At 53.5% G+C, this 17431-nt stretch carries 14 protein-coding genes; 9 read left to right on the forward strand and 5 right to left on the reverse strand.

What is annotated here, in order from left to right; genetic code table 11:
• The first annotated feature begins 11 nt into the window (after window positions 1-11).
• The 3 genes from phnC to phnE (ACKGJP_RS05545) are packed head-to-tail and all read left to right on the forward strand — an operon-like array spanning window position 12 to window position 2361.
• Window positions 12-785, forward strand: coding sequence for a phosphonate ABC transporter ATP-binding protein (gene phnC / locus ACKGJP_RS05535; protein ID WP_409344683.1), 774 nt, complete (start codon window positions 12-14; stop codon window positions 783-785).
• A complete protein-coding gene (gene phnE / locus ACKGJP_RS05540) occupies window positions 782-1564 on the forward strand; it encodes a phosphonate ABC transporter, permease protein PhnE (RefSeq protein WP_409344684.1) in 783 nt (260 codons plus the stop codon). The genes phnC and phnE (ACKGJP_RS05540) overlap by 4 nt, the downstream gene beginning before the upstream one ends.
• Entirely contained in the window at window positions 1561-2361 is an 801-nt protein-coding gene (gene phnE / locus ACKGJP_RS05545; RefSeq protein WP_409344685.1) for a phosphonate ABC transporter, permease protein PhnE, read from the forward strand. Before phnE (ACKGJP_RS05540) ends, phnE (ACKGJP_RS05545) begins: the two co-directional genes overlap by 4 nt.
• A 146-nt stretch (window positions 2362-2507) precedes the next feature.
• Here the strand turns inward: phnE (ACKGJP_RS05545) and ACKGJP_RS05550 are convergent, their stop codons facing one another.
• A complete protein-coding gene (locus ACKGJP_RS05550) occupies window positions 2508-3422 on the reverse strand; it encodes a phosphate/phosphite/phosphonate ABC transporter substrate-binding protein (protein ID WP_409344686.1) in 915 nt (304 codons plus the stop codon).
• A 171-nt stretch (window positions 3423-3593) separates the two neighbouring features.
• Here ACKGJP_RS05550 and ACKGJP_RS05555 point away from each other — a divergent pair, with 171 nt between their 5' ends.
• From ACKGJP_RS05555 to ACKGJP_RS05565, 3 genes are all read left to right on the forward strand, one after another.
• Entirely contained in the window at window positions 3594-5183 is a 1590-nt protein-coding gene (locus ACKGJP_RS05555) for a bifunctional metallophosphatase/5'-nucleotidase (protein ID WP_409344687.1), read from the forward strand.
• A 454-nt stretch (window positions 5184-5637) separates the two neighbouring features.
• Entirely contained in the window at window positions 5638-8211 is a 2574-nt protein-coding gene (locus tag ACKGJP_RS05560; RefSeq protein ID WP_409344688.1) for a PAS domain S-box protein, read from the forward strand.
• Between the two features lie 686 nt (window positions 8212-8897).
• Window positions 8898-9188: a CD3324 family protein gene (locus ACKGJP_RS05565; protein ID WP_409344689.1), complete on the forward strand. Its 291-nt coding sequence runs from the start codon at window positions 8898-8900 to the stop codon at window positions 9186-9188.
• Between the two features lie 39 nt (window positions 9189-9227).
• Here the strand turns inward: ACKGJP_RS05565 and ACKGJP_RS05570 are convergent, their stop codons facing one another.
• Entirely contained in the window at window positions 9228-10115 is an 888-nt protein-coding gene (locus ACKGJP_RS05570) for a LysR family transcriptional regulator (RefSeq protein ID WP_409344690.1), read from the reverse strand.
• 141 nt (window positions 10116-10256) lie between these two features.
• On the opposite strand from ACKGJP_RS05570, the gene ACKGJP_RS05575 reads away from it, so the two are divergent.
• Window positions 10257-11540, forward strand: coding sequence for an adenylosuccinate synthase (locus ACKGJP_RS05575; protein WP_409344691.1), 1284 nt, complete (start codon window positions 10257-10259; stop codon window positions 11538-11540).
• A gap of 68 nt (window positions 11541-11608) precedes the next feature.
• Window positions 11609-11992, forward strand: coding sequence for a gamma-glutamylcyclotransferase (locus tag ACKGJP_RS05580; RefSeq protein WP_409344692.1), 384 nt, complete (start codon window positions 11609-11611; stop codon window positions 11990-11992).
• Between the two features lie 23 nt (window positions 11993-12015).
• Here ACKGJP_RS05580 and ACKGJP_RS05585 read toward each other — a convergent pair whose 3' ends face one another.
• The 3 genes from ACKGJP_RS05585 to ACKGJP_RS05595 form a co-directional block, all read right to left on the reverse strand.
• Window positions 12016-12390 carry a helix-turn-helix transcriptional regulator gene (locus ACKGJP_RS05585; protein ID WP_409344693.1) on the reverse strand — a complete coding sequence of 125 codons (375 nt, stop codon included), beginning with the start codon at window positions 12388-12390 and terminating at the stop codon, window positions 12016-12018.
• A gap of 353 nt (window positions 12391-12743) precedes the next feature.
• A complete protein-coding gene (locus ACKGJP_RS05590; protein ID WP_409344694.1) occupies window positions 12744-13787 on the reverse strand; it encodes an HD-GYP domain-containing protein in 1044 nt (347 codons plus the stop codon).
• 162 nt (window positions 13788-13949) lie between these two features.
• Window positions 13950-16112, reverse strand: a complete 2163-nt coding sequence (locus ACKGJP_RS05595; protein WP_409344695.1) for a HelD family protein — start codon at window positions 16110-16112, stop codon at window positions 13950-13952.
• A 384-nt stretch (window positions 16113-16496) separates the two neighbouring features.
• On the opposite strand from ACKGJP_RS05595, the gene ACKGJP_RS05600 reads away from it, so the two are divergent.
• Window positions 16497-17405 (forward strand): Gfo/Idh/MocA family protein, encoded by a 909-nt coding sequence (locus ACKGJP_RS05600; RefSeq protein ID WP_409344696.1) that lies wholly within the window; start codon window positions 16497-16499, stop codon window positions 17403-17405.
• Window positions 17406-17431 lie beyond the last annotated feature (26 nt).

The following is a 17431-nucleotide window of genomic DNA, read 5'->3' on the forward strand; positions in this document are numbered from 1 at the left end:
GCGGGTATTCGATGATTCAATTTAACCATGTGTCAAAAATGTATCCGAACGGTACCGTAGGCCTCAAAAATATTAACCTCCGAATCGGTAAAGGCGAATTCGTCGTCATAGTCGGGCTTTCGGGAGCCGGAAAATCGACCATGCTGCGTTCCATTAACCGCCTGCACGAAATTACGGAGGGTGAAATATTGATCGACGGCAAGTCGATAACGGCTGCTTACGGCCAAAATCTTCGCCATATCAGGCGGGATATCGGGATGATTTTCCAAAGCTTCAATCTCGTCAAGCGCTCTTCGGTTATCCGCAACGTACTCTCGGGCCGAGTAGGCTATCATTCTACGATTCGCACGCTGCTCGGGCTGTTTCCGAAGCAGGACGTCGAGCTGGCGATGCAAGCGCTGAACCGCGTAAATATTTTGGAGAAGGCGTATGTCCGTGCGGATCAGTTGTCCGGCGGGCAGCAGCAACGGGTTTCGATCGCAAGGGCGCTTGCTCAGGAGGCCAAAATCATTTTGGCGGACGAGCCGGTCGCCTCTCTCGACCCCTTGACGACGCAGCAGGTCATGGACGACCTGAAAAGGATCAATACGGAGCTGGGCATCACGACGGTGGTGAATCTTCATTTTGTCGATTTGGCGAGGCAATATGCGACCCGAATCATCGGGCTGCGAGCCGGCGAGATTGTGTTCGACGGGCCGGTATCGGAGGCGACCGACGAACGGTTTATGGACATTTACGGACGCCCTATCAAGAAGGACGAGGTGCTGGGAGGGGCCGAAGCATGACGAATTTGCGGTTGCCCGAAAAACCTTCGAATATAAAAACGATCATGACGGTTGTGCTGCTTATCGTTCTGCTTGGCGGCAGCGCCTATCAAACGGAAGTGACCCTGCTCGAGTTTTTCCAGGGGTTTCCCGAGATGGGCAGCCTGATCTGGGAGATGCTTCCGCCCGATTTGGCCTATCTCGACAAGGTTTGGAAGCCGATGCTCGAAACCGTGCAGATGGCGGTAATCGGGACGACGGCCGGTGCGCTTGTCGCCATTCCCATCGCGCTTCTCGCCGCGCGCAACGTGACCAAATCGCCGTTTCTGTATTTGCCCGCGCGGTTTATTCTCAATCTGGTACGGACGATTCCGGATCTGCTGTTCGCCGGTATTTTCGTCGCCGTGTTCGGGCTGGGTTCGTTCGCAGGGACGCTGGCGATCAGCTTTTTTTCCTTCGGGCTTGTGGCAAAGCTCTCTTACGAATCGATCGAATCGATCGATCCCGGACCGCTGGAAGCGATGACCTCGGTAGGAGCAAGCAAATTGCAGTGGATCCATTTCGGCGTCATTCCGCAAGTGACGGCACAGTTTACCGCTTATTTGCTGTATACATTCGAAGTAAACGTCAGGGCGGCCGCCGTGCTCGGGCTGGTGGGTGCGGGAGGAATCGGCCTGCTCTTGAAAGGATCCCTCGATCTGCTTCGCTATGACCGGGCTAGCACGATTATCCTAATGACGCTGGTAATCGTCATTATTATCGATTATGTAAGTACTAAAATCCGGGAGAAACTGCTATGAAAACGTCGAACCCTATCCTAAAACCGAAGCGGTTTCGCATCCGTTTCTGGCTCGTCGCCGTCTTTTTATTCGCGCTGTACGCTTGGTCGATAACGGGAATCGATTTTTCGGGCTTCAAGGAGACGGCGGGGACCGTCTCAAGGTCGATCGCTTACGGCTTGTTTCATCCGGACTGGGATTACGTGTATTTACCGGAAGGGGAAGATCTCCTTCGGGGACTTCTCGATACGCTGGCGATCGCCGTGCTGGGGACGTTCGTTTCCGCCGTATTGTGCGTGCCGTTCGCGTTCTGGGCCGCAGCCAATATGAGCAAGCGCAAATGGATGACGGGAAGCGGCAAGTTCGTGCTCAGCGCGATCCGGACGTTCCCGGAAATCGTTATGGCGATCCTGTTCATCAAGGCGGTAGGTCCGACTCCTTTCGCAGGGGTGCTCGCGCTCGGCTTGCACTCCATCGGGATGCTCGGCAAGCTGTACTCGGAGGGTATCGAGAATCTCGATCTCGGTCCGGCTGAAGCGCTCACCGCCTGCGGGGCCAATCGGCTGCAGACGATATGGTATGCAGTGCTGCCTCAGGTTTTGCCGGATTTCATGTCGTTCACGCTGTACCGTCTGGAAATTAACGTGCGTTCTGCGTCGATCCTCGGGATGATCGGAGCGGGCGGGATCGGGACGCCGCTGCTGTTTGCGCTGGAGGGGAGAAGCTGGCCGCGCGTCGGCATCATTTTACTAGGCATCATCGTGATGGTCACGATCATCGACCTGATCTCGGGGTATATCCGCAAGAAGATCGTATAAGGGCCGCAAGGCTTTAGAAGGAGGCTGTCCCGTCTTAGGGGGCGGCCTTTGTTTGTCTTGGGGCAGTGCAGCAGCGGAGGCTCGGAGCAAACGGGAAAGGGACTGTCCGATTCGGACAGTCCCCTGGTTCTTGAGCATAAGCGCCATTATTTAAAGCCGATTTTTTTCGCAACTTCGCGTACGGAGTCGAAGTTTTTGTCTTCCGTTACGACATAGCCTTGATGCGTGTATACGTCGGCGATTACTTTTTTGCCTTCCGGGTCGTTGCCGATGGCGATAAAGGCGTCGGAAATTTTCTTTCTCCATTCTTGGCTCATGTCCGTACGGACGCTGATCGTGTCGTTAGGAATTGCAGCGGTGTAGGCAAGCACTCTTGTTTTGGAGAAGACGTCCGGAACGTCCTTAAGCACGTTGTTGCGGGCATCCTGGAAAATGGCTGCAGCGTCGACGTCGCCGTTCAGAACGGCGAGCACGCCCTTGTCATGTCCTTGCACGACAGTACCCTTTACGTCCTTTTCCGGATCGAGGCCGACTTTCGTCAGCTCGTAAGCCGGGTAAACGTATCCTGCCGCCGACGAGGTGCTTTGCCAAGCGATTTTTTTGCCTTTCAGATCCTTCAATTCTTTGATCGGGGAATCGGCTTTGACGATAATCATGGATTTGTAGAAATCAACGAGCTGGGTCGTCGCTTTGCCGGTTCCGTCCTCTACGCCGAAGCGCTGTGCTTGGAGCAAAAGATCGGCCGCTTTTTTATTGTCGTGAGCAAGTACGTACGTGCTTGGCGTCAGGAAGCCGACGTCTACTTTTTTGGAGGCCATTGCTTCGATGACGGTATTGTAGTCTGTCGAGACGCTTACTTTAACAGGGATGCCGAGTTTGTCGCCAAGCAGCTTCTCGAGCGGTCTCGCTTTCGCTTCCAGCGTTTCCGCGTTTTGCGAAGGGACGAACTGGACTTTCAATTCCTTCGGAACGTAGCTGCCTCCTTCTTTCTTGGTGCATCCCGTGAACACGGTAGCGGCCAGCACTGCGGAAAAGCCGATAGCTGCTAATTTCTTAATCATAAAAATTTGACCTCCTGTTAAATTTATGATCTCAGACGTAATTAATATAGCACATTCCTGTAGGGAGAAGAGTGAAATTATTGTAAAATATCGACAAAACCTTTCAATCTCCAGTAGGCTTTATGCTATAGTATGAAGCAAAAGAATACACGCTATGGAAGGCGGATGGCGATGAGCGACGATAGTCGGAAAAGCAGGGTGACGATCCTGCAAACAAGCGATTTGCACGGCACCATTTTGCCGATTCAATATGCCAATAACGAGCTGATGGAAGCAGGCTTAGCCAAAATTGCCACGCTCATCCGACGCGAACGGGCGCTCCATGCAAACGTGCTGTTCGTCGACAACGGCGACTTGATTCAAGGGACGCCTCTGTCTTACTATCATGCCAGAATCGATAATGAACCGGCCGATCCATGCGTTATCGCATTGAACGAGCTGCAAGCGGACGCCGCTGTTCTCGGCAATCACGAGTTTAATTACGGCATGGAGGTGCTGACCAAGGCGGTGAGCGAGTCCCGTTTTCCATGGCTAAGCGCTAACATTGTTGACTCTGCGAGCGGCGAGCCCTTATTCGGGAAACCTTATATCGTGAGAACGTTCGGTGACGGCATCCGCCTGGCACTGCTTGGCTTGACGACTCCGTATATCCCGAATTGGGAGAATCCGCTTCATATTGCTGGGCTGGAGTTCCGGGACGCCGTCGATACGGCGAAAGAGTGGGTGCCATACATCAAGCGGGAGGAGAAGGCGGATATCGTCGTCGTCGCTTATCATGGCGGCTTCGAGCGCGGGCTTGAAACCGGCGAACCGACGGAGCCTCAGACCGGAGAAAACCAAGGCTATCGGCTGTGCATGGAGGTGGAGGGTATCGATGTGCTGCTGACCGGTCACCAGCACCGCGCGATCGCCGGTGCTTCCATTAACGGCGTGACGGTCGTTCAGCCCTCCAATCAAGGGCGCTACGCAGGGAAGGTGGATATCGTTTTGGAGCTTGGGGAAAGCGGCTGGCATATTGTCGGCAAAACATCGCAGCTGCTTTCCGTGGACGGCGTCGAAGCGGATTCGGCGATCGTCGGACTTGTGAGCGAGTATGAAGCGAAGACGCAGCTTTGGCTGGACCAGCCGATCGGACGGGCAATCGGAGATATGACCGTGGCAGACCCGATGGAGGTGCGGACACGCGATACGGCGCTGATCGAATTCATCAACAAGGTGCAGATGGAGACGGCCGGCACGGAACTTGCAAACACGGCGCTGTTTGACAATACTTCGCCCGGTTTTAAGCCGGAGATTACGATGCGGGATGTCGTCTCCAATTACATTTACCCGAACACGCTTAAAGTGATCCGGGTTACAGGACAGGATATTCGCGATGCGCTTGAACTGTCGGCACAATATTTCGATACGTATTCCGGAGACGGCTACCGCGTAAGTCCCGCCTTCAGCGAGCCGAAGCCGCAGCATTACAATTACGATATGTGGGAAGGCATCGAGTACGAGCTGAACGTTTCCCGTCCTCCGGGGGAGCGGGTGACGGTTTTGCGGTACCGGGGAGAGCCTATCGACTTGCGGGCGGAGTTCGACGTGGCGATGAATAACTACCGTGCAGGCGGAGGAGGCTATTATACGATGTTTCAAGGCAAGCCGGTCGTTCGCGACATTCCGACGGACATATCCGAGCTTATCGCGAATTATATTCTTGAGCGCGGAACGATCGAGGCAACCGTTAACGGGAATTGGCGGGTTGTTCACGACTAGAAAGCTTCATAAAAAATTAACGAATAGCCCGCATCTTCCGGATCTTTCGGAGCCGTGCGGGATTTTTATGTTTTCTATCGTCTCTTCAAGGTCGGCCTTGAAGCGAATGCTTCTCGCAGTGGCATTTCATGTGATAAAATAAACCTGCACTAGTAGACTCCTACACAGTAGAGGGGCGTTTGTTATGACTAACAAATTCATCCGTAATCGTGCACCCCTTAAAGAAGATCGAGTGACGCTAGAGCGCGAATGGGAAAAGTTTATTACCGGAAGCCAGTCGCAACTCAGTATCGAGTCTTCGACGCATGCTTCTTGGAAGCGCTGTCTTGACCAAGGCGTGAATCCTTTGCATAGCAAAGCTTCCATAAACTTAGCAATAGATGAGGTTCAAGAGTTTGTTGCCTCCGATCCTTATTTTCGAATGGTAGAACCGCTTCTAAAGAAGTTGAAGAACGTGGCTGTTGATAGCGGTTATTTAATGACGTATTGCAACTCGGCCGGCGAAGTGGTTTACTGTGACGGCAAATTGCCTTTGTTATTGAAAGCGGAGGACGTTAACCTTTCCCTCGGCTCCGATTGGAGCGAAGGAAGCGCAGGAACGAACGGAATCGGAACGGCACTGGCCACCAAAGCGCCGATTCAGGTGTTTGCCAGCGAGCATTTTTGCCATGAGATACAATCCTGGAATTGTTCCGCCTCCCCCGTACGCGATCCGGCAACGGGCAAAATCATCGGTATTGTCAATGTATCTTGCTTTTGGACGTCGAATCCTCCGAAAATGCTCGATGCCGTCGTTTCAACGGCCCAAGCGATCGAAAATATGTTGTGCAGCCAACTAAAGGCGGACCGCTATCGGCTGTCTCATCACTTTGGGGAATTGACGAGAAAGACGACCCTGCCGCTGGCCGTATTGGACCGAGGGGGGCGAGTCGTCAAAGCATCCCGTCAGTTATACGAAGAGGGGTGGATCCACCCCGACCATCGTTTGCAAAATACCCCGTTCATTCAGCAATCTTTTCCATTCAAAGGTAACTGGGAAATCGGAATGTGGCAGTTTGAGCTCTCGCCCTATTATTATGGCGGAATGCCTATCGGCTCCATCGTGCATGTCCTTCCGCCGGATATCGGCTGCTTTACCGATTTGCCGAATCTTCACCTTTTCCCTGCAAACCGGGCGCATCTTATCGATAACGAGGCTCCTCCAAGCCAAAAAGCTCCGCAGCAAGATCAATTGTACATGTCGTTTTTCGAACACCATCCGGATGCCATTTTCTCTTACGATTTAAAAGGAACGCTTACCGATGCAAATCCGGCTGCCGCAAGAATGCTCGGTTTTGAGGAGGAGGAGGAGCTAAGAGGCGCGAATCTCCATAGTCTTATCGTCCCGAAGAACGAAGATCAGCGATTGCGGGCTTTTGCTCATGCGGCTGGGGGGATGCATTATGAATACGAAGCTGCTTTCCGGCATAAACAGGGGCATGTTCTGGATGTGATCGTCAAAAGCTTTCCGGTCATCGTGGAAAATGAAGTTGTGGGCGTTTTTGAAACGGCGCGCGACATTACGCCCAGTCAGCAAATTTTCGAAGATCTGAAATCTACTAAAGAACAACTCGAGTTTTACCTCCGGAACACGGAAGATGCTATCACTGTAGTCGACTCCAATCTTCGTGTCGTAAAAGCAAATAAATCGTTCGAAACCATTTTCGGCTGGACGGAGAAGGAACTGCTGGGCAAAGAACTCCCTACTATCCCCGATCACCTGAAACAGGAAATCGAGGATATTCAAATCAAACTGCTTCATTCACAGAACGTCATCGCCTACGACACCATTAGACAACGCAAAGACGGCAGTCTGATCGATATCAGCAATTTCGCCTCGCCCCTCTTTGACAGCAAAGGCAATCCGGTAGCCTATGTCCTCATATCCAAAGACATTACGGAACGCAAGCGAATGAGCGAAGCGCTGATGGAAAGCGAGAAACGGCTTAGAACCTTAATTGATGCCTTGCCCGATATTGTCGTCTTTAAGGACGATCAAGGAAGATGGATAGAAGCCAATCATACTGCGCTTGTCACGTTCCAATTGGATAACGTCGACTATCAGGGCAAAACGGACAGTGAGCTTGCCGAATGCAACGGGTTTTATCGGGAAACATTGCTGCAATGCATGGTTTCCGATCTTTTGGCCTGGGAAACCGGCAGCCTGATAAGGGGACAAGAAAACATCCCGAAGCTGAGCGGAAGGGACACGGTTTGCGATATTTTTAAAATTCCCGTCTATCATACGGATGGCGCGCGCAAAGGGCTTGTGGTCATTGGGCGCGATATTACCGAATTGAAGCATACGGAAGCATTGCTGCGCAAATCCGAGAAGCTTGCCGTTGTCGGTCAGCTGGCGGCAGGGATTGCCCACGAAATTCGCAACCCGCTCACGACGCTCAAAGGCTTTCTAAGCTTGCTGGAGTCCCAACTAAACGCGAAAAGCAGGAATTACCTGGACATTATGCGGTCCGAAATCGAACAAATGGAATGGATCACCAATCAATTTATGACCGTAGCGAAGCCGCAAGCGGTAAGATTTCACCGGCATGATTTAAGGGTGTTAATCGGACAAGTCACCACTTTACTTTATCCGTATGCCACCATGCACAATGTGCAAATTACGATGGAAACGGAAGCCGATTTTCCTTTCGTCGAATGCGATGGCAATCAGCTTAAACAAGTATTTATCAATATTTTGAAAAACGCCATAGAAGCGATGCCTCAGGGAGGCCAAATCGAAATCAAGATGAAACGGATCGGGCCGGACACGGTTTCGGTTCGGATAACCGACCACGGCTGCGGCATACCGCAGGATAGAATCCTTCATCTAGGTGAACCTTTTTATAGCCTGAAGGAAAAAGGGACAGGGCTGGGCCTGATGGTTTGCTATAAAATTATGAAAGAGCATTCGGGAACCGTACATATTGAAAGCGAAGTAGCCCGGGGAACGACCGTTGAAATTAGATTGCCGCTTACGCACGCTTGATAGCCGCACTAGCGCGCCGTGCATGATTGAGCAATTTCTATGGGAAAGATTCCTTATAAGCGTTCTCTCCCTTGAGGAGAAGCTTGCATTCATGCGTTAATATAGATGCCGGCATATCCCATTGTCCGGTTTCGGGAACAGCGCCCGGGGCTGGATGCGAGAAAGGAGAGTGGTCAAACGTGATTACTACAGCTGAGGTGATCTTCGCTTAGCAGCGAAGAGACATTCTAAGCGAGGGAGGCTCTCGGGCCTCCCTCGATAAAATTTTTACGCTCTATTTCAACTCCGATACATAGCGATTCGGGGCTGACTCAAGCTCCTTAATGAAAGTTAAGCTTGCAGCAGCACCATTTATGTTATATAATGGGAACGTTTCCCTATAACCAATGAACTTAAATCCAGGTGAAAGGAGTGATTGCAGTGGTAACATTTGAGAGTGCATTTCCTATTGGGGTGTTAACTGAATAGCCGCGCAAGTCGATGTAACCGTCACCTGACCGTATATGCAGTACGCACAGGCACGATTATGGTTATCGTGTTTTTTTTATTGTCTTTAATAAACCCAAAAAATAAAACGAACAGAAAGGAGAGGCTTAAAATGAAAGATCGGACTTTTGCAGGAATCGCAGTATCGGAAGTAAACGCAGCCGTCAAACAAAGCACATTAATCGAGGAGGTAGTTCGTAGTGAGCTACAAAAACGGAAAGGATATTCTTCCCCCTAGCCTGCTTAAGCAGCTTCAGGAGTATATTCAAGGAGAAATCGTATATATCCCCAAGAGAGAACAAAAACGCGCGGGCTGGGGAGAAAATAACGGAACGAAACTGATCATCGAGCGGAGAAACAAAGAAATATACCGGTTATACAAAAGCGGCTGGACGATCATGGAATTGATCCAGAGCTATCATCTGTCGGAAGACAGCATCCGCAAAATCATCGTGAAGACGCGGGATGTCATGAAAAATACGGCGACATAGAAGCAGAGGATCCTTATCCCCTGCTTCTTTTTTTTTGGTTCAAGGCAGCAGGGCGATCAGCTGCTTGGCCGCGGGGGAAAGCGGCACGTCCTTGAGCGTAATCAAGCCGACGTTGCGGGGAGGGATCGGCAGCTCCAACCGGATCGGATACAGCGGAGAACCGGAACCGCTGCCGGTGTCGACGAAGTCTTCGATGACGCAAGCGATGCCGAAGCCGCTTCTGGCAAAATCGGTCAGCAGGTCGACGCTGCCGAGCTCGATTTCGGGCTGCAGGACGATATCGTGGCTCAGAAAAAAGCGGTCGACGTACCGGCGCGACGCGCTTCCTTGCTCGAGCATGATGAGAGGCAGCCCGCGAAATTGCGGGAGCGGGAGGGGCTTGCCGGCCAGATGCTTGTACCGCTCGCCTGCGACGAAGCCGTCCCGGATTGGAATGCTGGCTTGTACGGCAAGCATGCTGTCGGCAGCGGGGAGCGGAAGGTTGACGATGCCGAGGTCGATTTTGCCTTCCTTCAGCAAGCTGACCGTCTCCTTCGTCGTCCGGTTCGTCACTTGGATGTTTACCTGCGGATAGGATTGATGAAAGGAAGAGAGGTACGGCAGTAAAAAGTGCTTGCACAGCGTGTCACCGGCGCCGATGCGCAGCTCGCCGGCGAGCAGGAGATGCATTTCGGCGATTTTTTTCTCGGCCGTCTCCACGAAGTTATAAGCCTGCTCCACATATTTGAACAAAACTTCCCCTTCGGCGGTCAGCTTCACGCCCTTCGGCGTGCGGAAGAAGAGCGCGCCTCCAAGCTTCGATTCCAACTGTTTGATCGAGTGGCTTACGGCAGGCTGCGTGATGAATAATTGCTCCGCGGCTTTGGATAAGCTTCCCGCTTTGGCGGTAAAGTAAAAAACGCGGTACCAATCCATGTTGGCGATCATCGGGATCTATCTCCCCCTTGCATTAGATATTAGTAATTTTAATATCAACTATATAAAATATCAATTTTATTTATATGCAAGGGTCGGCTACAATCAAGTTGTAAGCTAGCAGCAATCATTCCGAACGGAAGGGGAATTGATGTGACGGTAACGGCTATAGTAGGTGCGAATTGGGGAGACGAGGGTAAAGGGAAAATGACGGATTTGCTGGGGGAGGATGCGGATTTCGTCGTGCGTTATCAGGGAGGCGGCAATGCGGGACATACGATCATTAACGAGTATGGCAAATTTGCGCTGCATTTGCTGCCCTCCGGCGTATTTCGCCAGCGCACGGTCAATGTGATCGGGCCAGGAGTTGCGCTTGATATCCGGCAGCTGCTTACGGAGAGGGAAAGGCTGCTGGCGCGCGGCGTGCCGGAGCCGCAGCTGCGGGTTTCCGACAGGGCGCAGATCGTGCTGCCCTATCACAAGCGATTTGACGAGCTGGAGGAAGCGCGTCTCGGAGACCGGGCGTTCGGATCGACCAAGAGCGGGATCGCGCCTTTCTATGCGGATAAATATATGAAAATCGGCGTTCAGGTAGCCGATCTCTATGACGAAAGCCGGCTTCGCGCCAGACTGAACGCTTCGCTCGCCGCCAAAAACGTGCTGCTGCGCGAGCTGTACGGCGAGCCTCCGATCGATGCCGAAGCGCTTCTGCCGCAGCTTCTAGACGATGCGGCTCAGCTTGCGCCGTTCGTCTGCGATACGACGGCGCTGCTCCGGGAAGCCGCCGGGAACGGCGCGAATATTTTGCTGGAGGGCCAGCTTGGAGCGCTGCGCGATCCGGATCACGGCATCTATCCGTTTACGACGTCGTCTTCGACGCTGGCCGGCTATGCAGCCGTCGGCGCAGGCGTTACGAGCGCTTCGATCGGGCGGGTCGTTGCGGTCACGAAGGCTTACTCGAGCTGCGTCGGCGCCGGTCCCTTCGTGACCGAGCTGTTCGAGGCGGAGGCTGAAGAGCTGCGCAAGCGCGGCGGCGATGCGGGCGAATACGGCGTGAAGACGGGAAGGCCGCGCCGGGTGGGCTGGTTCGACGCCGTAGCGACGCGTTACGGCTGTCTCGTTCAGGGGGCGACGGAAATCGCGCTGACCAATTTGGATGTGCTGGGCTATCTTGCCGACATTCCGGTTTGCAGCTACTATGAAATAGACGGTCAAAGAACGGAGCTGTTCCCGGCTTCCGTCGGACTGGATCGAGCGAAGCCCGTCTTCGAAACGATGCCGGGCTGGCAAACGGACATTTCGCATATTCGTACGTTCGGCGAATTGCCTGAGAAAGCGCAAGCGTACGTCCGTTACGTCGAACGGCAGTGCGGCGTACCTGTCAGCTGCGTTTCCGTCGGTCCCAGACGCGAGCAAGTGATCCGGTTGGGCTGTTAACAAGTGTAACGGGCATAACGGGCATAAGGATAGGATTAGGACGGCTTGGAAAGGACGGCGGAAACGGAATGAACCGCGTTTTCGTATATGGTACGCTTTTGAGCGGACAATCAAACAACCACATAGCGGCTCCCTATACGACAGCTTCAACGCCGGGTACGCTGCGCGGCAGGCTGTACGATATCGGGGACTATCCGGCGCTCGTGCTCTCGGAGGACGGTCTGGACGTCGCGGGCGAATGGATCACCGTTTCGGATGAAGGACTGCGGGCGATGGACGACTTGGAAGAGTATTACGGACCCGGACAAGCGAACGTTTACGAGCGCGTTTGGATCCAGGATGCTTACGAGTCTTGGGAAGGCTGGGTATATGTTTGGCTGAAGGCGGAAGGCTATCCCGAAATCGCCCCCGCTTCATGGCGCCTTTACCGAATGGGCCAGGCACCTTTGTAACGGGAGTGAACGATAAATCGGCTTTACTTTCGGTTAATGACCAGGGACATCAGCTCCCTGGTCGATTTTGTATTGGTTTTGCGCTGGACGTTGGCGATGTGGTTTTTGACCGTTTTTTCGGAGATGACAAGAACGCTGGCCAGCTCCTTGTTGCTGAATCCGTAGAGGGACAAGTGGAAAAGCAGCTCGAATTCACGCAAAGTCAGTTGAAACTCATGAGCGATTTTTTCGCAGGCCGAGCTGACTTCCTCCGATTGAAACGTTCTTCTGAATAACTCGTTGCGCATGCCGGACGATTGTTCATTCGGGTTGCTTGACGGTACTTGCTGACTGTCGGCCATTTCCGTAAGACTCTCCATGACGCGGCCAGCACCTGACATTTTTTCTAAATAACCCATAATACCCCATTCCTATTCCGTAAAGCCGGTTCCTCTGCAAATACGGTAATGAATTCAATTCGTTATCTTGATGTCGGAAATTCCAACTAAAAAAACGCAAAAAAGAGACATCGTCTACCCCGCGATGATTATCTAGGACTAATAGACCATGCCACATATCATATCATATTCAATTGACCATTGGAATTTGAAGTGGAAATATATGTAAATACTTTAGGGTATCTTTAGAAAACGTAAGAAAAGCGGAAGGATAGACGTTTGGTATACGGCTAAACCCACACTGCAGTAGGGAACTTCTGTCTTATCGGTCTCTATTTTGCAATTATGACAATATTGTGTCTTTCCAATAAAAGCTAAAGACCGGAAGCAATTCCAAGCACGCGCGATATTTTGAGTTCGGGAATTTTCTTCAGATCGATAAAGTCGGTTAACGTCTTGACTAGCGGATTGAACGGATCGTCGTGATGCACGAGCACGACTTCGGCCTCGGAGCCGTCCGTCAGGATGACCTTGGAGCCGACGAACTGCTTCATTATATTGTCCAGAAACGCGAATACGACGGTCGAATCCAGCTTGCCGAACGCATCGGCGCGCAGCTGGTCAAGCGCTTCGTAGAACGGGATAGCCTTATGATACGGGCGATCGGAAATCATGGCATGGAATACGTCCGCCACTGCGACGATTTTGCTGAACAGATGGATGTCGCCGTTCTTTTTGCCGTGCGGATAACCGCTCCCGTCCATTCGTTCGTGATGCTCGAGCGCGACGCGGGCCATCACGTCGGTCGTGCCCGGACATGCCCGGATCAGATCGTGGCCAAGGACGGTATGCGTTTTGAGCAGCTCGAACTCTTCGGCGGTAAGTTTGCCCTTTTTGTTCAAAATCGATTCGGGGACGAGCATTTTTCCCACGTCGTATAGGGTAGCGGAAACCATCAGCTGGGCTTGCTCCTCCTCCGACAGCTTCAGCCACTTGCCGAGCAGCGCGGACAACACGCCGACGCCGATATTGTGACGGTACGTATAGTCGTCCTTCGATTGCAGGTCCGTAAGCAGCAGGAACAGGTCCCTGTAATTATGGGTAGCGCTTTCAAGCGAGGGGATGACGTGCTCTTGGATATCGTGAATCGGGATCGTTTGCTTGTCGCGAATTTCATCGAAAATGCCCTTGATTCGTTCAGTCGCTTGCTCGACCTTCGATTCATTCGCGGATAATCCGATATGAGCTGCCGGTTCCTGCTCTTCGGGATGCAGATCGAGCGGGCTTATCTCTACCCGGTGCTGAATCAGCTTTTGCCAGTGCTCGGGTTTAAGGCGGGTTTCTGCGGCAATCAGAACCGCTCCGAAATCATTAACGATATCACGCTTCAAGCGTCTGCCGATTAGCGATTGGTTCATAGGTGCTCCTCCGAAAGTTGGGTCGTAAGCATGGAATTATTTACCGATACCTATCAATGTAACTGGAAAAGGACTATCTGACAAGAGCATTTTTGCGGCCGGCATCCCGAATTCGACAATAAAAGAGGACTTCGGAATCAGCTCCGAAGCCCTCGACGGGTGCTATAGATCCTGGACAGTCCCCAGAAGAGGGGAGGGGGTGCCCGTGTAGAAGAGGCTCAGCCTATGCAGAGCGCGGGTGCACGCTACGTATAGAAGCTTGGCGTCCCTTGCGCTAGCTTCATAATGCCGGTCGTCCGCGTCGGCAATCAGAACGGCGTCAAATTCGAGACCCTTGGCCAAATACGCGGGCAGAACGGACACGCCGCCCTTGTATTCCCGCTGGCGCGCATCGATCAGCGTAGCCGCTATGCCTGATGCTTCCAGCAGCTTTTGCAGCGCCGCGCAGCTTTCCTCCGTTCGCCCGATCACCGCTACGGTGTTCGCGCTGCCTTCCGCAAGCTCCCGCTCCAGCGCCGCGACGAGCTCGCGGTCCCGATCCTTCGGCGCCACGCAGGTCACGCTGACTTTATCCCCGCTGCGGAACACCGGGACGGCAAGGGGCAGCGTTTCGCCGCTGCGGGACAAGACGGCATTGGCGAAATGGATGATTTCCATCGTCGATCGGTAGCTTCGTTCGAGCTGGAAATACCCTGATTGTCCGCTATCGAACAGGGAGAGAAATTCGTCCCAGCTCCAGATGCCTTGATAAGCGTGGATGCCTTGGGCCAAGTCGCCGAGAATCGTGAACGAGCCTCCGCGTGTTTGTCGGCTCAGAAGCGCGATCTGGAACGGCGAAAAGTCTTGCGCTTCGTCCACGACGACATGATCGAACATGCCGCCCTCCGTCCCGGAAAGCCGGCTGCGGATCAGTAAAAGAGGCGGGAGGTCTTCGGGCTGCACTTCTTTTTTCTTCCATGCCGGTTCGGTAGCGGCAATGACTTCCGGCGGTATACGCAGAGGCTGGCCGCAGGTGTCGCCTGCGTCATGCTCTTGCGCCGCAGCGCCGCTCGAAGCGGCTTGCTCGAACAGCTGCTTATACAGCGTCAGCGGAGTTGGGGACTGCCAGCTTTTCAGGAACGTCTTGAGCCGCTGTCCCGCTTTCTTTTTTTGCTCTTTCCGGCGTTTCGGATCCCCGATTTTGTCGAGCTCCATGCCAAGCCAGCGCTCGATGCGGGCGACTGTGCGCTCCCGGCGTTTGAGCAGCGGATAATGCTTGTACTCGACATAGAACCATTCGCGGATGCGCGCGGACGCCAGCTTGCAGCCTTCCCAAGGCTCGAATTCGGCATGCGGCACATAAGTTTGTTCATAGGCGTCGAACCAAGCCTCAATCATGCGGAGGAAGGCTATCGAGCCTTTAAAGCGGCCGGGAGCATGATCGTCCAGAGCCGGACGTTCTTTGCCCACCGCGAACCAGCGGCGGAGCGCAGCGGACGGGTCCGCAAGCTTCCCTTCATGCTCGAGCAGCTCGAGCGCCCAATCCGCAAACGTGGTCTGCTGGATGTTGCCGACTCCCAGCTCGGGAAGGACGCCGGATATATAGTCGAGAAACATCGAGTTCGGCGCGAAAATGATCATGTTCTCCGCTTTGACGTTCTCGCGGTATTGATAGAGCAAATAAGCCAGCCGGTGCAGCGCGACCGTCGTTTTACCGCTGCCCGCGACCCCTTGGATGACGAGCGCCGAGTTTTTGGCGGCCCGTATGATTTGGTCCTGCTCGGCTTGAATCGTCGACACGATGTCGCGCAGCCGGTTGTCTTTGTTCTCGCCAAGCCGGTATAGCAGGAACTCGTCGGCGACGGGCAGCAGATCGCTGCCGCGCTCGTACGTGTCGACTACCCGCTGCAGCGCTTGCTTGCGGATGACTAAATTTCGCTTCAAATAAACGAGGCCGTCGATGATGCCTTCGGGCGATTCGTAGGAGGCCGGAAGCTCGCCGCCGGTGAACGAGTAAAACAGGCTTGCGATCGGCGCCCGCCAGTCAATGACAAGCGGGTCGTTCGATTTCGGATTTTCCACGCCCGCCTTTCCTATATATAGCGGCTGCGTTTCCGATTTCCCCGTTTCCTGAAAATCCAGCCGTCCGAAATAAGGCTCGTTCGCCGCAACGGCAAGCGTAAACTGCTGCTGCTCGCGCCGTACGTCCAGCGCTTGCTCCGTCAAATCTTGGCCGAAATAGCGGGGAATCGCCCGCAGCTTGGCAAGCTGCTCGTCGATGATGCCCGATGTTTCCTCCAGCCGCTCGAGTTCTTCATCGAACGGATTTTGCCGGGTTTTCTCCATAGGGGTGGCCTCCTTCGTTAAAACAAGTAGTTGTGATCGTAAACAAGAAACGTACTGGTTGGCAGGCCGGAAGGAACAAAATTCAGCGCGCGGGCTTCCTATTGGCGTGAAACGGCGGAAGCCGCTGCGCCGCTGCTCTCCCGGCGTTCTGCGATAAGGATATTATTATAGTGGAAGCAAATCCGATTTTCCACCCGAGCGAATCGTTATAATGAAAAACTCCTATACCTGGGCGCAACCGAGAGTCATTTATAGATAAATAAAACAAGGAATACAGCACCCAGAGAGAAGAGAGCGCGAAAACGGTATGCTATACTTTGGGCAAAGGGGACGTTTCGGACTTGACCGCGTTGCCCGAACCATTATGCGGAGGGGAATAACCATATGTCTAAGCAGTTGACCATCGGCCTGATCGGCCTCGATACGTCTCACGTTACCGCCTTTACCGAACTGTTGAACAACAAGGAGAATCAGTATCACGTACCGGGCGGCAAAGTCGTCGCAGCGTTTCCAGGCGGCTCTCTCGATATTGAAATGAGCCACTCGCGTGTACCGGGATTTACGAACGAGCTGAAGGAGAAGTTCGGCGTGCAGATGCTGGATTCGGTGGAAGCGGTTGCGGAAGCTGCCGACGCGATCATGATCGAGGCTGTCGACGGACGCACCCATATCGACTACTTCCGCCGCGTTGCGCCATACGGCAAGCCGGTTTTTATCGACAAGCCGATGACGGTAAGCTCGAAGGAAGCGCTTGAAATCGCCGAGCTGGCGAAAAAATATAACATTCCCGTTATGAGCTCGTCGTCCCTCCGTTACTCGGAAACGCTCGTACAGGCGATTGCCAGCACGGAGAAAGGCGCCATTCTGGGAGCCGACGTGTATGCGCCGATGGCTCTGGAGCCGACGAACCCCGGCTACTACTGGTACGGCATCCATTCCGTAGAAATGGCATTTGCCATTCTCGGACCCGGCTGCGAGCATGTAACGGCATCGGTCAGCGAAGATTTTGACGTGGCTGTCGGCGTATGGAAGGACGGAAGAATCGGAGTCATTCGCGGGAACCGCAAAGGCAACCACGGATACGGCGCCCTGATCCACCACGAGAAAGGTCCTCAAGAGGTTGTCGCATACGGGCCGGGGATTAAACCGATGTACGCCAGCATGCTGGAAGCCGTTATGGGCATGTTCCAAACCGGCCAATCGCCGCTGCCGGTCGAGCAATCGGTGGAAATCATGCGTTTTATGGAAGCCGCCAACGAAAGCCGCGAATCCGGCAAACGGGTTTATCTGTAAGGCGCTTCGCAGCTGACCGGCGATAA

Origin of the sequence: Paenibacillus litoralis, from assembly GCF_046244365.1 — a bacterium.
Taxonomy (GTDB): domain Bacteria; phylum Bacillota; class Bacilli; order Paenibacillales; family NBRC-103111; genus Paenibacillus_V.